The following is an 18,958-nucleotide window of genomic DNA, read 5'->3' as shown; positions in this document are numbered from 1 at the left end:
TTCTAAGAACAGCGTCAAATCTAAAATTAAATTACGGTTCTTTGTAACTTATTACATTCTCACTTGAGTTTACTCAAATTCTGAATACAATAATATTGACTCCAATGAGTTTAGAACTAGGAATCTAGTCACGATATTTTCGTTATGGACAATAAGAAATTTATTTTAAGTTTAAAAAAAGGTAATGAAGCAGCTTTCAAAGAAGTCTACTTCAACTATTACGATAAACTTATAAATATTGCCAAACGATTTAATTCTTCTGTATTTACCCCCGAAGATTTTGTTCAAGAGACTTTTATAAGATTATATAATAAAAGAGAATTACTTAACGAAGAAGTGCTGTTCGACAAACAGATATTTGTTATCTGCAAAAACATCATTATTAATCACATTAACAGAGAGCGTAAAATAATACAGCTTAATCCTGCTCAAGTTGACGTGCCCGAGGAAGAAACAGATTTGGGAATTTTTGAAGAAAGACAAGAAAAACTCCAAAATTTCATTAGTCAGCTACCAGAACAGCAGCAAAAAATATTCACTTTACACAAACTGGAAAACCTTAGCTATAAGGAGATTGCAGAAATAACGGATCTTTCTGAGAAGACCATTGCCAATCATATTTATCTCGCCAGTAAATTTATTCGAAAAAAAATAGAAAACCATTAGGAACTTTTTAGTTCTCGTTTGTTATACTTAAAAACAAGAACTAAAAATGCACATTGAAGCGTATAAAACTAATGTTAGAACAAAAAAAGACGCAAGTTTACTTGTAGCTCTTTTGCAGTTTGTTATTTCTGACTGTATTATAAATTTTGATCGTCAGGGACAGGAAAATATCTTGAAAATCGAAACCAACCGCGACATTAAAGAAATGGTTTATCGTGTTTTTAATAAACACGGATTTCAGTGTCAAATCATTTAATAGCTAAAAAAAAATGAATCAAGAAAAATTTGATGAGGAATTTGAAAAGTTATGGAATGAAAAACCTGCAGCACATTCAGATAATGAAAAAGAAGCTTCGTGGGAACAATTTCATGCTAAAACATTTTCAGAGAAGAAAAGAAAATTTAAGCCTTGGCGTATTTATGCAGCGGCTTCGGTTTTGCTTTTTGTTCTTATTGGAACTGGAATTTATTTTAACCAAGAACCTACTGCCGAAAACATAGTTCTTGCCGAAAACGTAATTGAAAATACTACCTCAGCAATAAAGTTTATTGTTTTACCAGATAGCTCGAAAGTTGAGTTAAGTCCGAAATCTAAAATTTCTTTCGGGCAAAATTTCGCTTCAAACAGAAAAATAGAAATTGTAGGTCAAGCTTATTTTAAGGTAAAAAAAGACAAACAGCATCCTTTTCAAGTTTTCTGCAACGAAACAACAACTACTGTTTTAGGAACTTCATTTACAGTTAAAGAATCTGAAAACAGAGAAGTAACTGTTGAACTTTTTGAAGGAAGTGTTCAAATGAATGTGAAAGGCAAAGATCAAAAATGGATCTTGAAACCAGGTGAAAAATTTACTTATGGAAACCAAATTGCTTCAGTAACAGAATTTAGCCGATTTGTAGATTTTGACAACGAAAACCTTTCTGCAGTAAGTCTTTATATTGAAGAAAACTATGGTTACAAGGTGATTCTTCCTAAAGAAAATATGAATCAGAAAATCACGATTCGAATCAATAAAAAAGAAGATTTAAAAACAATTGTACAATTATTATCAGAAATGTATAACCTAAACTTTGAAATAAATGAAGATTTAAAACAGATCACTTTTCAATAAAAACAAGAAAGGATGTAAGCCGCGAAACTACACATCCTCCTAATTTTCAGGATAACACGAGGTTAATCCGTTTAATAATATTCAAAAATACAAAATTTCATGAAGCATATAATTTCAGCGTGCTTTTTTTTATTCAGTTTAGGAATGTCTGCTCAGAGCGTCACAGTAACTGTAGATCAAAATGTAACTTTAAAAGAATTCTTCAAACAAATTGAAAGTCAAACCGACTTTAAATTTGCTTTTACAGATCAGATTGATACTAATAAAAAGTATTTTAATAAAAAAAGCACTTTTAAGAATACCGAAGTTAACAAGCTTATTGCGGAATTAAATCAAACTTCATCTGTACAATTTACGATCGTTGGCAGCAATATTTTTGTAAAGCAGAAATCTCAAGTTCAAAAACCTGCCAAAAAAAAAAGTAAGCTAACCGGTCACGTTTATGACGATGAAAGGCAACCTGTTATTGGTGCCAACATTTACATAAAAGAATTAGAGATTGGTGTTGTTACAGATCCCGACGGAAAATATAGCATTGATGTACCAAACGGAAGTTATAGTGTTCAGGTTAGTTATGTTGGATTTAAAAATGAGGAAAAACGTGTTTCTGTTTCCGATGATACCAAAGTCAATTTCAACATTGATTCTGACAGCCAGCAATTGGGAGAAGTTATTATCATGAATAATAAGGCAGTCGATATTAAAAATACTCAAATGAGTGTTAATAAGCTTTCGATGCAGGAAATCAAAAAAATTCCTGTTGCAATGGGCGAACCTGATCCGTTAAAATCAATTTTAACTTTGCCAGGAGTTACCAATGCTGGAGAAGCTTCCTCGGGATTTAATGTCCGCGGTGGTGCTGCAGATCAGAATTTGATTCTTTTAGATGGCGCTCCTGTTTACGCAGATTCGCACATGTTTGGTTTCTTTTCTATTTTTAATGCCGATATTGTTAATGGTTTAGATTTATATAAAGGAGGGATTCCATCAAAGTTTGGAGGACGTGTTTCTTCTGTTCTAGATGTTACCCAACAAACGGGAGATTTTGAAGAATATAAAGTAAACGGAGGAATTGGTTTAATCTCTAGCCGGTTACTGGTTCAAGGTCCTTTAGAAAAAGAAAAAGGTTCGTTTATTCTTTCTGGACGTGCTTCGTACGCGCATTTGTTCATGAAACTGGCTGACAATAATAACTCAGCCATGTTTTATGATTTGAATGCTAAATTAAATTATCGTTTCAATGCCAAGAACTCGCTGTCTTTTTCTGGTTATTTTGGAAATGATATATTCGATATCAATGATCGTTTTGCCAGTACTTACGGAAGCACAATGGGAATCTTAAGCTGGAAACATAAGTTTTCTGATCGTTTGAACAGCAATCTATCTACTTTCTACAGTGATTATAGATTTAATTTAGAAATTCCGATCGAAAGTTTTAAATGGGACAGCAACATTGCAAGTTACGGTTTGAAGTATAATTGGAATTTCCAGCAGTCTGAGAAATTCAAAATCAATTATGGTGTTGATGGTTTGTATTACAATTTCAATCCTGGAGTTGTAAAACCGACTTCTCCAGATTCTCAGTTTAATTATATGCAACTCGATAAAAAATATGCATTAGAAGCTTCTGCTTTTGTTGATTTTGAAAACCAGATTACTGAGAAACTTACTTTTCGTTATGGACTTCGCTACAGTATGTTTTATCGTTTAGGCGACGAAACCATCAGCACTTACGAGAATGGTCAGGCTGTAGTATACAATCCCTTATATAAAATTTATGAAGAAGGAACACCAAACGGAAGCATCTCATACGGAAAAGGAAAAACCATCAGCAAGTTCAATAATTTTGAACCTAGAGCTGCTCTTTCTTATGCTTTTAATGACGAAAATTCGATTAAAGCGAGCTACAACCGAATGGCACAATACATTCATATTTTATCAAACACACAGTCTCCGTTGCCAATGAGCATATGGACACCAAGCGGACCTTTTACAAAACCTCAGCTTTTGGACCAGTATGCGATGGGATATTTCAGAAATTTCAAAGACGGAGATTACTCTTTAGAAACCGAGTTATTTTATAAAAATGTACAAAATCGTATTGATTATATTGACGGGGCTGATGTTTTGGCTAACAATAATATTGAGCAGGTTATTCTAAACGGAAAAGCCAGATCGTATGGTATGGAATTATTGTTTAGAAAAAACACTGGCGTTTTCACAGGATGGATTTCTTATACTTTGTCTAGAGCAGAACAAAAAACACCTGGAAGAACTCCAGAAGAACCAGGAATTGCAAATGGCGACTGGTATTTGTCAGGTTATGATAAACTGCATAATTTAAGCATTGTAGGAAGTTATGAACTAAATCCGAAATGGTCTTTTAATGGAAATTTCACTTTACAATCGGGTCAGCCTGTAACGTATGCCAATGGATATTACGAAATGGGAGGTATTCACGTTCCAAATTATTCTTTGAGAAACGAAAATAGATTACCGCTTTTCCATCACTTAGATGTTGCAGCAACTTACACGCCAAAACCAGATAAAAAGAAAGGATGGCAAAGCTATTGGGTATTTAGTCTTTACAATATTTACAATAGAAAAAATGCCGCTTCTATGAGTTTTACAACCAATGAAGATACTGGAGCAAATGAAACCAGAAGACTTTCGATTTTCGGAATTGTTCCTGGGGTTTCTTATAATTTTAAATTTTAATGCTATGAATAAATTAAAAAAATATACGATAATGAACAGAGTGCTAGCATTAATGAGTCTTCTTTTTGTTTTTTCTTTTGCGTCATGCGAAGATGTGGTCAATCTGGATCTAGAAACAGGAGAAACCAAATTGGTTGTCGATGCCGAAATTATCTGGAAAAAGGGAACTGACGGAAAGGAACAAACCATAAAAATTAGTAAAACGGCTCCTTATTATAGTGGCTCTACTCCAAAAGTTTCGGGTGCACAAGTAAGAATAGAGAACAGCAACGGAGATGTTTTTACTTTTAATGAAACCGAAGCGGGAGTTTACAAATGCACCAATTTTGTTCCAGTAATTGATGCCGATTATAAATTGTTTATTACTGCTGAAGGGCAAAGTTTTACCGCGGTTGAAAAACTGACTTCTGTAACTCCAATTAATAAAGTGGAACAGAAAATTGTTCCTGATTTTGACGGAAAAGATATAATCGAACTGACTTTTTATTACAACGATCCTGCAGATCAGGTCAATTATTATGTAACCGATTATCAAGCTTCATTTTTGATTTATCCGGAATATGAAATCACAAATGATGAATTTTATAACGGAAACGAAATCAGTACAAGATATTCTCATGAAGACAAAATGTTACCCGGAAATACAGTAAAAATTACACACAGAGGTGTTTCTAAAAACTTCTTCAATTATTGGAAATTAATTTTAGAAGCATCCAATTCAAATCCTTTTTCTGTTCCGCCGGGAAATATTAGAGGGAATATTGTAAATACTTCAGATGCTAATAATTTTGCGTTTGGCTATTTCAGACTTTGCGAAGCAGATCAAATTGATTATTTGGTGAAATAAAAAATCTATTTTATAAAAAGACAAAAGCCTTAAACGAAATGTTTAAGGCTTTTGTCTTTTCTAGTCTTCTTTATTTATTTGATACACAAAATTCAACTTTGGCTTTTCTCCAAAATAAGCTACTTCTTCTTCGGCCACTTTTTTGGCTCCTATTCTTGAAATTGCAATTTGAGAACGGATATTTTCTGAACCAATATGAAATTTCACTTTCGAAACATGCTCAAAAAGATAATCCAACATGGTCTTTTTTACGCTTTGATTCACGCCTTTTCCCCAACATGAAACAGCATAAAAAGTATAGCCGATAAAAATACTATCGTCTTCTTGATTAAAATCGTAAAAACGTGTACTTCCTATAACTTCTCCGTTTTCTTTATTTATAATTTTAAAAGCGCCTTTACTTTTCATGGCTCCTTCAAAAAAGTTTTCAAAGACTTCTTTTTTCCATCGGTCTTTGTTCGGATGCTGTTCCCAAATTTTAGGATCGGAAGCTACTTTATATAATGCATCAAAATCCTTTTCTTCTAAAGGAGATAGAATACAAAGATCATTCTCTAATACGGGTTGTAAATTAAAATTCATTATTCTTATTTTTATAAAACTAATTCCTCAAAAATTGGATCTTGCAAAAGCGAAGCATACAAAGATTCTATAGCATGTTTAGAACCATGTATCTGCCACTCTAAAATAATATGATCTACAGTACGATGCTGCACCAGCAATTTAGCTTTTATACCATAAGTCGAAAAAAGCTCTTTACATCTTGCATGACCAGCATCTGACCGCTTGAAGGTTATTCGAAGCGTTTTATGTTCGTTGATTAGATCAATTTTATCTTGAAGAAAAGTTAGCATCGTTAGAATTATAAGAATCATAAGTGCCGCGCAAGCCGAAGCAAAATAATAACCCGCTCCTACTCCCATACTAACCGCCGCAACCGACCATATTGTCGCTGCCGTTGTAATACCCGAAACATGGTTGTCTGATCTAAATATTACTCCCGCACAAAGAAATCCTAAACCAGTAACAATATTAGAAGCTATACGGTCTGGATTTCCCTCTCCTCCGATCCATTGGGACATTAAGGTAAAGAAACAAGCTCCAACAGAAATCATTATTGTAGTTCGAAGTCCAGCGGCTTTTCCTCTGTATTCTCTTTCGGCACCAATTAAAGCGCCCCAAAATGCTGCTAAAAGCAATCTTATGATAATTTCTAGATCCATTAAAGTCTTCTATTTTTTCAAATAAAATTACATAAAAAACACAAAAAAACCTTCAAAATCAAAACGACTTTGAAGGTTTTTCACTTTATCTAACTTTATCTTATTTATATTCTTCCTCTTTTTGTTTGTACCAATCTTTCATTACATAAAAAGCTTTCTTTTTTATTCCGTTATTCGATATTAAACCTTTACGATTAAAGAAATCCTGAATATCTGCAAGCTGTCTTCTTGGAGATCTAAAGTCAACGAGAATCCAAGGTGAAACTCCAGCGAGGCCTTCAATTCTATTAAACATCTGTGTGTTCTGAATATACAATTCTTCCTGATATTCTTCATTCCAGCGTTCTTTTTTGTCGCCATGTAAACCTTGTAACGCTTCGCCACCAAATTCACTTATGATAACAGGCTTGTTGTACGGAATTACCCATTGCATGTCTTTACAAGATTCATTAGTTCCTCTGTACCAGCCCAAATATTGGTTAAAACTTACAATATCAACATATTCGTTCATATTATCATGAAGCGTATTGATATTATTGGAACTCGAAGTAACTTCCATCGCCATACTAATCAAACGAGAATTATCTTGCGTACTTGCGTATTTTGCTAATTTGCTTAAAAAAACATCCCGATCAGCGCCATGAGGCGTTTCATTGGCAATTGACCAAATTACGATTCCGCACCGATTTTTATCTCTGTAAATCATATCGTGCAGCTGACGTTCGGCATTGGCATACGTATCCGGATTTGTCCACGAGATTGTCCAATACACCGGAACTTCAGACCAAATCATCAACCCCATTTTTTCGGCTTGTTTAACCATGTTTTCGTTATGCGGATAATGCGCCAATCGAACATAATTACAGCCTAATTCTTTTGCCCAAGTCAATAATGTAATTGCATCTTCTTCAGACCACGCTCTTCCAGATCTAAAAGGCGCTTCTTCATGAATACTGATTCCGCGTAAAAAGACTTTTTTTCCGTTTAAGAGAATTTCTTTGCCTTTAGTTTCAATAGTTCTAAAACCAATTTTATCATTGATATTTTCATCTTCTTTAGAAATGGCAACATCGTACAATTTTGGTTTTTCAGGTGTCCATAAAACAGGATTGGCTTTGACTTCAAAAGAGGCCATTCCTTTAGCATCTGTTGTAACACTTTTTTTAATTTTCAATTCTGGAATGGAAACTGAAACTGTTTGATTTGCCGATTCGCTGTTTAGTTTTATCCAGCCCGAAATTTTGCCTTTTTCTTTTTTATCCAATTGAACCAAATAATCTTCAATATACGTATTCGGAACTTGAGCCAGAGTTACATCTCTTGTGATTCCGCCGTAATTCCACCAATCCATATTTACCGTTGGAACGTTGTCTTTATGGCGTTTGTTATCCACTTTTACTACTACGAAATTGTTTCCTTCAACTAATAAATTGGTTACATCAAAATTGAAAGGCGTATAACCGCCAATGTGTGTTCCTGCCAATTTTCCGTTCACATAAACTTTCGCATCGTAATTGACTGCCCCGAAGTGAAGAATTCCTTTGGTTTTGGAGTCTTTTTTATAATTAAAGTCTTTCTGAAACCAAACAGTTCCTTCGTAAAAAAACAATCTTTCATCTTTCGAATTCCAATCAGACGGAATATCCATTACTGATGAGGTCGCAAAATTATATTCGCTAAGTTCTGTGGTGTTCCATTTTTTGTTTTCGAAAAATCCGTTGTCCTTAAAAGGCTCTAAACGGTAATTAAAATATCCGTTTTCGAGAGGATCTACAATATATCTCCATTTTCCGTTTAAAGTAATATTGTTTCGAGCTGAAATATTAGACACTAACGGGATTTCCTGCGCCACAGCTTTTCCCATCAGCAAAAAAGCACAACAGAGCATTGCAATTTTCTTCATAATAAAAATCATTTTGGTTTCAATAGTTAATTCGTTTTTCATCAAAAAATGAAAACCATAAAGTTAAAAAGTTTCTCTAATGCAGAGTTAAACTACTGTCCTTTGATTAACCAAAATAACCCATCAAATACTTATCAGTTTTAGGTTAGAATGAGTATTGTTGCTATTTGTGGGTTGTATTTTCATAAAAACTATATGTCTCAATAAAAATTAATGTGTCGCTCCGCTGGAGCTTTTTGAATCTGAAGATTTAAATTATGCTACAAATATTTTGCTCCGCTGGAGCAACTTCCTAAAAAGACAAAAGCCACTGCAATTAAGAAATGGCTTCTGATTCTTTTATCAAACCTAAAATTTTACCATAAGCAATTGCGGCTTTATGAACTTGAACCGTCCAGTCTTCGGCGGCATTATCATCGGCTCCGTCAGAAATATATTTTAAGCTTAAGAAAGGAATATTTTCCTTCATGGCAATCATCGCTAGAGCGTAAGCTTCCATATCAACAACATTGTATGCATCTGAGCAATGTCCCATTTCGAAATTATCTCCAGTTCCGCAGATTCCTTCTTGAAGATTGTCCATTAATAAACCATATTCTAAAACTGGCGGTAAACCCGAGAGTGGCGTTTCGTATAAAGCAAAACCCAAACCACGAACGTCCATATCTCTTTGAACAAATTTGGTACAGCAGATGACATCTCCTTTTTGAAAACAGCCGCTTCCTGCCGAACCCAAATTAATAATTACGGACGGCTTTTTCTTTTGAATCGCTTTTGTCAATTCGTAAGCAGCATTTACTTTTCCTATTCCTGTAAATAAGACATTTTGACCTCTAAAAACTTCCGCAGCTTCAGACTCAAGCGCAAAGCAGAATAATATATCTTCAACAGCAAATGATGCCGTTTGGTTAATTTGTATCATGTGTAATTTATTTTCGGTTTACAAAAATACGCTTTAAAATTTACGTTGCTGTAACCTAAACTTAAAATCAAAAAAAGACGTTAAAGTCTGTTTTCTCTATTGGATTTTATGATTTAAAAAATACATTTGCTAAAACCAGTAAAAAAGTTTAAAACCAGAAAGAATAACTGCATGGATAATGAAAAATTTATTTTCTGCCTTGAAGGCGTTAAAGATATAGACGATCATACCCCGACCAATGTGGTAAAATGTCTGGAAGAGCTGGCTATTGACCAAGGCATTTCAAGCATCCATAAAACCTGCGACACGATCGAAGGTTTAGAAGAGAGTTTGAATATTTTACTTTACGAAGATCATAATTTCAAAGATTATGAGATTATTTATTTGGCAATGCCAGGTCAGGAAAACAACATCTGTCTTCACGATTATTACTACAGCATCGAAGAAATTGCCGAATTATTTGAAGGAAAAATGAAAGGCAAAATTATTCACTTTGCCAATCTTAAAGTTTTAGATTTAAACGAAGAAGAAGCACAATATTTCTTGGATATTACTGGAGCAAGAGCTATTTCTGGCTATGGTTCTACGTATAATAAAATTGCGAGTTGCAGTACCATCGACAAAGCTTTTTTTAGTTTGTATCAGGAAAACGACAACTTAATTGAAGTCGTTGAAGATCTTTATGCCAAACATTACAATCTATGCAAACTGCTTGATTTTAGATTATATTATTAAAATGAAAAAGCAGGCAGAGAAAATAAAAACCTATAATCCAAAAGGATTTCGAGAAAAGTTTCTGGGAGAAGACAATCCTATTCACTTACTTTTCAAATCGAATTCGGATCATTTTTTCTGTCTCGAAATCGAAGAAATGATGCAGATGCAACATCCTGTTCCTCCTTCTAAACATTCTTGCCATACTTTGATTTTTATTTCTTCTGGTCAGCATGTAATGAAATTGGGCTATCAAGAATATGTCACGACTGATAACGAAATTATTATGGTTCCGGCTGGTCAGATTTTTTCGCTTGATAATGTTAACAATATTCATAAAGGATTTATCTGCCAATTTCATCCTGATATTTTGATTCGAAAGTACGGCAGTCGCGAACTTCTTAACGATTTTGATTTTCTGAAAATTTCTGGAGATCCAAAAATAAAACTAGCAACTGAAGATGTTGGCGCCATAACCAATATTCTGGAACGATTGAAAAAGGAATATTCAGAAACCACAATTGCAGATTTGAATATTGTACAATCCTATCTCATTACTTTGTTTTATGAGATGAATAAAAATGCTGTAAAAACTGTGAAAAATATTTCGGCTGCTGAAGCTATTACAGCAAAATTCAAAGAGCTGATTCATGATCATATAAAAACACAGCATCAGGTTAATTATTATTCATCTCTACTAAATGTTACTCCAAACCATCTGAATAAATGTGTTAAGACCATAACAGGAAAATCTGCTGTTAAATGGATTGACGAAAACATATTGCTTGAAGCTAAATATTTATTGTTTCAAACCACACTTTCTGTAGGTGAAATCGCAACGCAAGTAGGCTTTGAAGATCAATCTTACTTTAGTCGTTTCTTTAAAAAAACAGAAGGAATTTCTCCTATTCGTTATCGAAAAATGATTGATAAGTCCTAATTATTGATTAGAGAATCCTAACAAATATGTAGACGTTTTTCAGAAATTTGCTACCTCAAAAATGCAAATTATGATTTATGTTTTTAAAACTTCCGTTGATAGCGAGGCCAAATTTGAATCGGCTTCTGCGCTTCTAAATGAATTATTACCCGATTCTTTGTGGAATTTTGATCTAGAAGATTGCGACAACATTCTGAGAGTTGACAGCGAATTGAATGTTGCAGCCTTACTTGAAAATAATCCTGTATTCGATTGTATCGAATTAGAATAAACCTTACATGCCTTTTTAAATTTATATGGAATCAAAATTATACCAAAACCGAACTTTTGAAACGATTGATTATTCGGATCAAAGTTTAGCCAATACCGAATTTGTAAACTGCGAATTCAATAACTGTAACTTTTCTAAAAGTGATTTGAGCCATAACGACTTTCTAGATTGCACATTTAAAAGCTGCAATCTTTCGTTGACAACTTTGCGAAATACGGGATTGAAAAACATCAAATTTATTGGTTGTAAATTAATGGGACTTGACTTTAGTGCCTGCAATAGCTTTTTATTTTCGATGAATTTTGAAGATTGCGTTCTAGACTATTCTACTTTTATTTACAAGAAGCTAAAGAAAACCAACTTTACCGAGTGTTCTCTAAAAGAAACTGACTTTTCTAATACTGATTTATCGCTGGCCATTTTTAAAAACTGTGATCTTTCTGGCGCCACTTTCGTGGAAAGCATTTTAGAAAAAACAGATTTTAGAAGTTCTAGAAACTATGCTTTTGATCCGTCAGAAAATAAGATTAAAGGAACAAAGGTTTCGCACACAGCGCTTGCAGGTTTGTTAGAAAAATTTGATTTATCTATTGAATGATTTTTTAGATTTCAGTCACAGTTTTCAGTTGCTGAAAAGTGTGACTGAAATCTAAAAAAGCGGGATTACAAAGTAAATTGTATCCCGCTTTTCTCTATTTAATCAACCACGATTTTTATTTTATCCAACGTGGATCTCCTACTTTTCTATCAATTAATGTTTGATTCTTAATAGTAAAATCACCCGTTGACGCACTTGTAAATTGAGGATCTAATACAGTTGCAGAAGCATCTGGTCTATTGTTACTTGCTGTAGACTGTAAATTAGGCGAATTGAAATTATTATTATTTGAGAACGTCGGAACGGCTGTTGCTGTAGTATTTGTATAAACTGCTGATCCAACATTTAATATCGTATTACGCACTATTAAAGCATTTGTAACAAAGCGTACATACAAGATTCTACTAGCAGCTGGAAGTGTTGGAGCATAAATTGTACATCCATCAATTAACACGTTACTTGTTAATCCTGTTCCTGTTAGCCCTGCTGCTGCGTCTAAACGTATGAAATCACGAGATGAACAATTGTCAAATGTACTTTTTGTTAAAGATACATTTGCTACATAAGCAGTTCTGAAATCGATAAAATCAGCACCAGAAGCAGTATTTACATTTTTAATAATACTATTATCTACGGTGAACGATTTTAGTTTTGCAGATGCATTTCCATACATTAATTGAGATGGGAAATCATGAACATAACTGCCGCTTATTAATACATCACCTAATTGTGTTGTAGCTGGCGAACTAATTGCAATCGCGCCACCAGTCGTTCCTGCTCCACTTAAATCGATATCAACTAAAGAGAAATTAACTACTTCGCTTGCATTATTAGGGTTGTTGGCTAGAGTGAAATTGAACTTAAGTTTTGGTTTATCACCTGGTCTCAAACCTCTTAATGTCAATGTTTTATTTACTGCTATTGTCCCTGTTTGAGCTGTATAATCGCCTGGCATGAAAACTAAAACAGATCCAGAAGGTGCGTTAGTAATTTTTTGAAGCACATCATCTCCTAATTTAACTAATATTCCAGTTCCAATATCTATTCCTGTTGTAAATGTTGCATCACCTCTTTTCTTCGTACCGTTGTATAAAATTGCTGTATAAGCGGTTTCAGGTGTTAAGCCTGTTAAAGTAGCTACTCCAGCTGTTTTTTCAGCAGCTGTGATAGTATGCACGATATTTCCAGGCATAGCGGTAATTTGTGTCACAGCGCTATTTGGAACCCATCTTAATGTAACTTGAGTTGCTTCAATATCTGCATCTTGAACAGGAAACATTATTTGTTCTGATAATGTCGTGGCAGTTATAACTGACCATTTTGAATCTTGTAGTCCCGAAGTAACAGATTTTACTCTAATAGAATAAACTGTCTCTCCTTCTAGAGGCACTTGTATAGGAAGTTCTTTTGGTGCTACATTAATAGTTTTATAAATTGTAGTGAAACTAGGGTCATCGGCACTAAATTCTACTACAAAATGATCTGCATTTTCACCTTTTTTAACCGTCCAATCTAGTTCGACAATAGTTTTATTTCTAATTGTCGCTTTAAGTCCAATTGGAGAAAATTCTCTTGTATTTCCTATATCGTCTAATAACGCTTCATTATAACTTTCACAGCCAGAAACAGCTACAGAAAGAAGTAATACGGTTATTAATCCTTTAAATATATTTATTGTTTTCATCATAATAACTTATAATTTATTATTAGTTTTTTGAAAAATGTTAATAACCGTAATCATTTTTTAACTGACCATTACTTGCATCAAGAAACACTTGCCATATTGGCCAGAATTGTCTATTATCAGGATTAACCCCTACTTTATACAAAGAGGCTATTTTAGTGTCAGCAGCTGTACCTGTCCATGTCCAAGGAGTAGAAGAATACAATATTCCTGGATTTGTAGTTTCTCCACGATTAAGTCCATATACATCTAAACTTACATTATCCGATTGATATTTATAATACAAAGTAGCTGGCACATCTGCATATTGTCCTGTACGAGTAGATAATTCTGCCATTTTTTGTTTTGCTTTATCTAAGTTTGCTTTTAGCAAATTCCAACGGATAAGCGCTTGCTTACGTTCCATCTCTCCTGTAAACTCATATTTATTCTCATCAACAAGAGCATTAAACATTGCTTCTTTACTAGTTAAAGCATTAACATAAGTTTCAACTTTAGCCGCTTGATCTGCTGAAGAAAATGATCTTCTTCGAACTTCTTTCAAATAAGGCATAGCTGCACTTGGGCCTTCCAATTCGTTTGCTGTTTCAGCAGCAATTAAAAGCACCTCGGCATAACGCATATACATTTTATTAACTCCATCATCATTTGTAGAAGTTACATAACGTTTCATCCATTCGTAACGGTATTTACCAAAATACCATGTATCTAAAGAACCTAACTCTTGTTTTGCAATACCATTAACTGCTGCACCATATTTGTAAGGCACACAAGTAACATTTCTACGAGCATCAGATTGATCATAGTCATAGAAAACAAATGGTAATGGTCCTGCTACACCTCCACGGTTAGCTCCATTAGCCTGAAATTGATCAGCAGCAGCTGTGTGTTTTACAGCAAAAGTGAATAACATTCTACCACGTCCATCAGAAAAAGGAAGTTCCCAAAGAGATTCTCCTCCTGCAGCAGTATTTTCTTCATTGTATTTTCTCCATAATCCCTCAAAAGTAGATTCCAAGCGAGCAGAACCGCTTTGAATTACTTCACGAGATTCTCTCAATGCCAAAGCATACATAGAAGCTACCGAAAGTTCTGGATCATTACTTCTTCTCACGCCGTCAGGATATTGCTGGTAACCACTTGCTGCCAAAGCCAAACGTGCTCTAAATGCTTTTACAAAAGCTTTATTTACGTGTTCTACTGTACTTGTGTAAGAAGTTTCGTTAGGCCAAGCAACTAATGTTGAAGCTTCTCCTAAATCTGCAATTAATTGTTTGTAGATAATATCTCTGTTTGATTTAGGCAAATATAAAGTAGCACTACTAATAGGTTCAAAACGAGCAGGAACATCACCCCAAGACTTAAGCAAATCAGCATAATAAATGGCTCTTAGTGTTAAAGCTTCTCCTAATAACTGCCCTAATTCTGTTCCTGGCATAGGATTCCCATATTGACGTAATCCCTGAATACAAACATTTGCACGCTCAATTCCTGAATACATCATAGCATAAGCATTATTGGTAGTATTCATTTCTGTATTACTTGGCTTCGCATCATACACGCACAAATCTGATTTATCTCCCGCTGTTTGCGAAGTATTATACCATTCTACATCTGTATTTAATCCGTAATAAGGTAAAAATCTTCCTCGATAAGAGTTCGTTTCAGCAAATGGCACTTTTATTCCGTCAATAGCTCCTTTTGCAAGTCCCGCAGTAGAGAAAATTATAGAAGCATCTAATGTTGATTGTGCAGGCGCTTCTAAATAGTCATCTTCAAATTGCTGGCAAGAACTAAATAGACCCGAAATAATCAATCCCGCTATTATTATTTTATGTTTCATTTTGTGTTGTCTTTTAAATTAGAAATTAAGATTCATTCCAAAAATCATTTGTCTGCTTCTTGGATATGGACTCGAATCAACTCCAGGAGTAAGTGGAGTTTTTCTTTTTGTTGAAACCTCTGGATCAGAACCAGAATAGTTAGTCCAAACAAAAACATTACTTGCTGTCAAATAAAATCTCAATTTAGAAATTGCAAGTTTAGAAGTAAACATCTCAGGCATTGTATATCCTAATGTTAGGGTATTCAATCTTAAGAAGGATGCATCTTCAACTGCCCAATCAGTAAAGATGGCAGATCTCATATATGGAGACCACATTGTTGTATTAGCATTAAGTGCTGCTAAAGCTTGCGGATTATCTGTTACTAATTGGCCCGTAGTAGGATCCAAGTTTGTCCATCTTTTTCCATCAGCCATTGTAGAATTTAAGTTTTTATATTCTCCTGATGCAGTAGCTGTCGAAAACTCAATTTTATCTGCATTATAAACATCATTACCAATACTCCAATTGAAAGCGGCCATTAAATCAAATCCATAAGCATTACCGTTGATAACGAAACCTCCAGAACTTTTAGGATTAACATTACCAATAACTGTCTTATCGTTAATATCTACTTTACCATCTCCGTTGATATCTTTTAATTTCATATCTCCAGGTCTAAGACTATTTCCATCACCAACTAAAGAAGTTGAAGTATTAATTACTCCGCTTTTTAAAACATATTTCCCTCCAACATAATCAAAGTCAGAAACTTCATATCTTCCATCATTTTTATAACCATACATACTACCTAATGAACCGCCAACTGCTATAAGATAATCATCTCCAATTTGTGAAGAAGCCCATCCTGTACCTTGTCCAAAGTCGCTCATCATACCTAATGAATTGATACGGTTTTTGTTTACTGCCATATTGAATGAAAAATTCAATCCGTATTTAGCTTTTTCAATTGCAACAACATTTATCGTAGCTTCGAAACCTTTATTTTGAGTTTCTCCCATGTTACGATATTGGAAATCATATCCAGATCCTGCAACTGGGAAATTAATTAATAAGTCGCTAGTAATATTTTTATAGATATCAAAATTACCACTTAGACGATTTTTGAAAAATGCGAAATCTAAACCAAAATTCTGAGTTACAGTTGTTTCCCATTTCAAATCAGGATTAGGCATTGTTTTAGAAGGTGCCCAAACGCTAGTAACGCCATTGATCCATGATGTTGCTGTAGATTGAAAAATTTGAATTTGCTGACCAACAGGTATATTATTATTTCCTGCTTCACCATAACTTGCTCTTAACTTTAAAAGGCTTAACCAAGATTTATTTTTTAACCAATTTTCTTCTGACATTTTCCATCCTGCTGCAAAAGCTGGAAAATAGCCCCAACGATTCTCTGCTAAAAATTTACTAGATCCGTCGGCACGAAATGTCGCTGAAAGTAAGTAACGGTTTTTGTAGTCATAGTTCGCACGTCCAAAAAATGATAATAATTTATCATCTGGGCTGTAATAATTATCAACAGATTGAGGAGTTCCTTGCGTAGTTAATTTTTTGGCTTGATCAAAATTAAAAAACGTTGGATAGCCATGAATAGTGCTTGTTACAGTATTTGAACTATATGTAATGTTTTCTTCCCCAACAAGAGCATTCAAATGATGATCATCACCCATCCATTTTTTAAAATCGTAAGTAAGCGTATTAGCATTTCTAAAACGTTTCTCCTTAGCATCTGACATAATCATTGCTGGCATATTCTGTAATGTAGCCAGTGGTGAGTTTGCTACGTAATAAGTAGTTAGTCCGTAAAAACGATAATCTTGGTTGTTGAAATTGTCCAGACCTAAATCTACTTTCAATTTTAAATTATCAACAATTTCCCATCCAAAACTTCCCAACATATTAAAGTTTTTACGAAACTGCTGACGATCGTTATCCGAAATAGATGTAAAAGGATTAATTAACATATCTGTTCCATCTCCATTAACATCTTCAGTAGTTAAACCTGCAACTGGAATTGGAGCATAACCCACAATAGTACGCATACGTGAATCTGATGAAGATTTCTCATTTTGTTCGTTTACACCTCCACCATCAATCTCTGTATCTGAATAACGTATAGTAAAACCAACGTCAATCTTGTCATTTAATTTACTTTTTAAAGCCAATGCTAAGTTGTTTCTTTTATAGTTTGAACCTACCATAATCGCTTTTTCATCAAAATGAGCATAATTAAAATTATAATTAAGCTTATCCGTTCCTCCTCTAATTCCTAAATCACGGCTTTGAACCTCACCTGTACGTCCAAAAATCTGCTCTTGCCAATCATCCCCTTTCACACCTTTGTACATATCATGATCTTGCCAATTTCCAAAATACTTAGTATATGAATCTGGATCAGAAGCTACTTTTGGAGTCCCTTGAGATAATAAGGCATATTCATATTGCCATTTAGTATAATCCTCTGGTGATAAAACATCAATTTTCTTCGCCATGGTTTTCATACCGTAAAACATGTTGAAGTTTACTGCCATTTTCCCATCTTTTCCGCTTTTTGTTGTAATAAGAATTACCCCATTTGCACCACGTGATCCGTAGATTGCAGTTGAAGCGGCATCTTTTAAAACAGTCATTGTCTCAATATCAGATGAAGAAATGTCATTCATATTATTGATTGGAAATCCATCCACAATAATTAAAGGCGAAGCATCCTGAGTAAGTGAACCACCTCCACGAACTCTAATTTTAATATCTGCATCTGGAGAACCTTCTGCAGTAGTCACCTGCACACCCGCTATACGACCTGTTAAAGCTTCAGCAACATTTGCTACCGGCACCTTTTTTAAATCAGCACCTGAAATAGTTGACACAGCACCTGTTAAATCAGATTTCTTAGCGGTCCCATATCCGATTACAACAACTTCATTCAAGTTATTAGAATCTTCAATCATTGTTGCATTTACTTTTGTCTTTCCTTCTGTTGGAATATTAATGCTCTGAAAACCTATAAATGAAAAACTTAATACTGCTTTCGGATTAGTCAGTTTTATTTTGTAATGCCCGTCAAAATCGGTAGAAGTTCCGTTCTTAGTTCCTTTTTCTAAGACGTTTACCCCAGGAAGAGAAAGTCCCGCGGCATCCTTCACGGTTCCCTCTATCGTTGTGCCCTGAGCGTGTACTTGACTACCGATCAATAAGCACAGTAAGAAAACAAGTTTAAAGCAAAAATTTGCTCCTTTGTTTAATAGTTCTTTAAAGTTCATGGTTGATTGTTTAAGTTATTAAAAGTTTTTTCTTTTTGGTTTAAGTGGTTTTTTGTGGTTACTTTCAATTCATTTTATAGTTAATATTTGTGGTTTTTATTTAACAGTAATTTATTTACCTCTCCCCCAAAGCTTTATTCTTGCTCTGTTTTCCATCATATAACTTAATCGATTTCGAAGATTAAAAACAAAGTTGTAATCGATTACACAAACATAGATATTTTTTTAAAACGAAAAATAAAATTTCATAAAA

The 18,958-nt window shown here is 34.1% G+C and carries 16 protein-coding genes; 9 read left to right on the top strand and 7 right to left on the bottom strand.

What is annotated here, in order from left to right; genetic code table 11:
* Positions 1-144: 144 nt before the first annotated feature.
* The 5 genes from AAYQ05_RS19360 (at position 145) to AAYQ05_RS19340 (ending at position 5,343) form a co-directional block, all read left to right on the top strand.
* A complete protein-coding gene (locus tag AAYQ05_RS19360) occupies positions 145-666 on the top strand; it encodes an RNA polymerase sigma factor (RefSeq protein ID WP_343544970.1) in 522 nt (173 codons plus the stop codon).
* Positions 667-712: 46 nt separating this feature from the next.
* Positions 713-922 (top strand): hypothetical protein, encoded by a 210-nt coding sequence (locus tag AAYQ05_RS19355; protein WP_177212225.1) that lies wholly within the window; start codon positions 713-715, stop codon positions 920-922.
* Between the two features lie 13 nt (positions 923-935).
* Positions 936-1,778, top strand: coding sequence for a FecR family protein (locus tag AAYQ05_RS19350; RefSeq protein ID WP_343544969.1), 843 nt, complete (start codon positions 936-938; stop codon positions 1,776-1,778).
* 99 nt (positions 1,779-1,877) lie between these two features.
* Positions 1,878-4,496, top strand: a complete 2,619-nt coding sequence (locus AAYQ05_RS19345; protein WP_343544967.1) for a TonB-dependent receptor — start codon at positions 1,878-1,880, stop codon at positions 4,494-4,496.
* A 4-nt stretch (positions 4,497-4,500) separates the two neighbouring features.
* On the top strand, positions 4,501-5,343 hold the full coding sequence (locus tag AAYQ05_RS19340; protein ID WP_343544966.1) for a DUF4249 domain-containing protein: 843 nt from the start codon (positions 4,501-4,503) through the stop codon (positions 5,341-5,343).
* A 60-nt stretch (positions 5,344-5,403) separates the two neighbouring features.
* Here the strand turns inward: AAYQ05_RS19340 and AAYQ05_RS19335 are convergent, their stop codons facing one another.
* From AAYQ05_RS19335 to AAYQ05_RS19320, 4 genes are all read right to left on the bottom strand, one after another.
* Positions 5,404-5,925, bottom strand: a complete 522-nt coding sequence (locus tag AAYQ05_RS19335) for a GNAT family N-acetyltransferase (RefSeq protein WP_343544965.1) — start codon at positions 5,923-5,925, stop codon at positions 5,404-5,406.
* 11 nt (positions 5,926-5,936) lie between these two features.
* Positions 5,937-6,566, bottom strand: a complete 630-nt coding sequence (locus tag AAYQ05_RS19330) for an MgtC/SapB family protein (RefSeq protein ID WP_343544964.1) — start codon at positions 6,564-6,566, stop codon at positions 5,937-5,939.
* A gap of 100 nt (positions 6,567-6,666) precedes the next feature.
* Positions 6,667-8,469, bottom strand: a complete 1,803-nt coding sequence (locus AAYQ05_RS19325) for a glycoside hydrolase family 2 protein (protein ID WP_343544963.1) — start codon at positions 8,467-8,469, stop codon at positions 6,667-6,669.
* Between the two features lie 316 nt (positions 8,470-8,785).
* Positions 8,786-9,391 carry a 5'-methylthioadenosine/S-adenosylhomocysteine nucleosidase family protein gene (locus AAYQ05_RS19320; RefSeq protein ID WP_343544962.1) on the bottom strand — a complete coding sequence of 202 codons (606 nt, stop codon included), beginning with the start codon at positions 9,389-9,391 and terminating at the stop codon, positions 8,786-8,788.
* A gap of 171 nt (positions 9,392-9,562) precedes the next feature.
* On the opposite strand from AAYQ05_RS19320, the gene AAYQ05_RS19315 reads away from it, so the two are divergent.
* From AAYQ05_RS19315 to AAYQ05_RS19300, 4 genes are all read left to right on the top strand, one after another.
* Positions 9,563-10,126, top strand: coding sequence for a DUF6642 family protein (locus AAYQ05_RS19315; protein ID WP_281633777.1), 564 nt, complete (start codon positions 9,563-9,565; stop codon positions 10,124-10,126).
* A gap of 1 nt (position 10,127) precedes the next feature.
* Positions 10,128-11,045, top strand: a complete 918-nt coding sequence (locus AAYQ05_RS19310; protein WP_343544961.1) for a helix-turn-helix domain-containing protein — start codon at positions 10,128-10,130, stop codon at positions 11,043-11,045.
* 70 nt (positions 11,046-11,115) lie between these two features.
* Entirely contained in the window at positions 11,116-11,316 is a 201-nt protein-coding gene (locus tag AAYQ05_RS19305; RefSeq protein ID WP_281633779.1) for a hypothetical protein, read from the top strand.
* Between the two features lie 25 nt (positions 11,317-11,341).
* Positions 11,342-11,914, top strand: a complete 573-nt coding sequence (locus tag AAYQ05_RS19300) for a pentapeptide repeat-containing protein (protein ID WP_343544960.1) — start codon at positions 11,342-11,344, stop codon at positions 11,912-11,914.
* A gap of 115 nt (positions 11,915-12,029) precedes the next feature.
* Here AAYQ05_RS19300 and AAYQ05_RS19295 read toward each other — a convergent pair whose 3' ends face one another.
* From AAYQ05_RS19295 to AAYQ05_RS19285, 3 genes are read right to left on the bottom strand one after another with little or no spacing between them, the layout of a single operon-like run.
* Positions 12,030-13,601 carry a DUF5123 domain-containing protein gene (locus AAYQ05_RS19295; RefSeq protein WP_343544959.1) on the bottom strand — a complete coding sequence of 524 codons (1,572 nt, stop codon included), beginning with the start codon at positions 13,599-13,601 and terminating at the stop codon, positions 12,030-12,032.
* Between the two features lie 37 nt (positions 13,602-13,638).
* Positions 13,639-15,441, bottom strand: a complete 1,803-nt coding sequence (locus tag AAYQ05_RS19290) for a RagB/SusD family nutrient uptake outer membrane protein (RefSeq protein ID WP_343544958.1) — start codon at positions 15,439-15,441, stop codon at positions 13,639-13,641.
* An 18-nt stretch (positions 15,442-15,459) separates the two neighbouring features.
* Positions 15,460-18,705 carry a SusC/RagA family TonB-linked outer membrane protein gene (locus tag AAYQ05_RS19285; RefSeq protein ID WP_343544957.1) on the bottom strand — a complete coding sequence of 1,082 codons (3,246 nt, stop codon included), beginning with the start codon at positions 18,703-18,705 and terminating at the stop codon, positions 15,460-15,462.
* Positions 18,706-18,958 lie beyond the last annotated feature (253 nt).

The sequence above is a fragment of the Flavobacterium movens genome (assembly GCF_039581425.1).
In the GTDB taxonomy this organism is placed as follows: domain Bacteria; phylum Bacteroidota; class Bacteroidia; order Flavobacteriales; family Flavobacteriaceae; genus Flavobacterium; species Flavobacterium luteolum.
This window is presented reverse-complemented; position numbering and strand designations above follow the sequence as displayed.

Excerpts from the sequence above, each read along its gene's own strand:
- AAYQ05_RS19360 (WP_343544970.1), top strand. The coding sequence starts at position 145 with ATGGACAATAAGAAATTTATTTTAAGTTTAAAAAAAGGTAATGAAGCA.
- AAYQ05_RS19355 (WP_177212225.1), top strand. The coding sequence starts at position 713 with ATGCACATTGAAGCGTATAAAACTAATGTTAGAACAAAAAAAGACGCA.
- AAYQ05_RS19350 (WP_343544969.1), top strand. The coding sequence starts at position 936 with ATGAATCAAGAAAAATTTGATGAGGAATTTGAAAAGTTATGGAATGAA.
- AAYQ05_RS19345 (WP_343544967.1), top strand. The coding sequence starts at position 1,878 with ATGAAGCATATAATTTCAGCGTGCTTTTTTTTATTCAGTTTAGGAATG.
- AAYQ05_RS19340 (WP_343544966.1), top strand. The coding sequence starts at position 4,501 with ATGAATAAATTAAAAAAATATACGATAATGAACAGAGTGCTAGCATTA.
- AAYQ05_RS19335 (WP_343544965.1), bottom strand. The coding sequence starts at position 5,925 with ATGAATTTTAATTTACAACCCGTATTAGAGAATGATCTTTGTATTCTA.
- AAYQ05_RS19330 (WP_343544964.1), bottom strand. The coding sequence starts at position 6,566 with ATGGATCTAGAAATTATCATAAGATTGCTTTTAGCAGCATTTTGGGGC.
- AAYQ05_RS19325 (WP_343544963.1), bottom strand. The coding sequence starts at position 8,469 with ATGAAGAAAATTGCAATGCTCTGTTGTGCTTTTTTGCTGATGGGAAAA.
- AAYQ05_RS19320 (WP_343544962.1), bottom strand. The coding sequence starts at position 9,391 with ATGATACAAATTAACCAAACGGCATCATTTGCTGTTGAAGATATATTA.
- AAYQ05_RS19315 (WP_281633777.1), top strand. The coding sequence starts at position 9,563 with ATGGATAATGAAAAATTTATTTTCTGCCTTGAAGGCGTTAAAGATATA.
- AAYQ05_RS19310 (WP_343544961.1), top strand. The coding sequence starts at position 10,128 with ATGAAAAAGCAGGCAGAGAAAATAAAAACCTATAATCCAAAAGGATTT.
- AAYQ05_RS19305 (WP_281633779.1), top strand. The coding sequence starts at position 11,116 with ATGATTTATGTTTTTAAAACTTCCGTTGATAGCGAGGCCAAATTTGAA.
- AAYQ05_RS19300 (WP_343544960.1), top strand. The coding sequence starts at position 11,342 with ATGGAATCAAAATTATACCAAAACCGAACTTTTGAAACGATTGATTAT.
- AAYQ05_RS19295 (WP_343544959.1), bottom strand. The coding sequence starts at position 13,601 with ATGATGAAAACAATAAATATATTTAAAGGATTAATAACCGTATTACTT.
- AAYQ05_RS19290 (WP_343544958.1), bottom strand. The coding sequence starts at position 15,441 with ATGAAACATAAAATAATAATAGCGGGATTGATTATTTCGGGTCTATTT.
- AAYQ05_RS19285 (WP_343544957.1), bottom strand. The coding sequence starts at position 18,705 with ATGAACTTTAAAGAACTATTAAACAAAGGAGCAAATTTTTGCTTTAAA.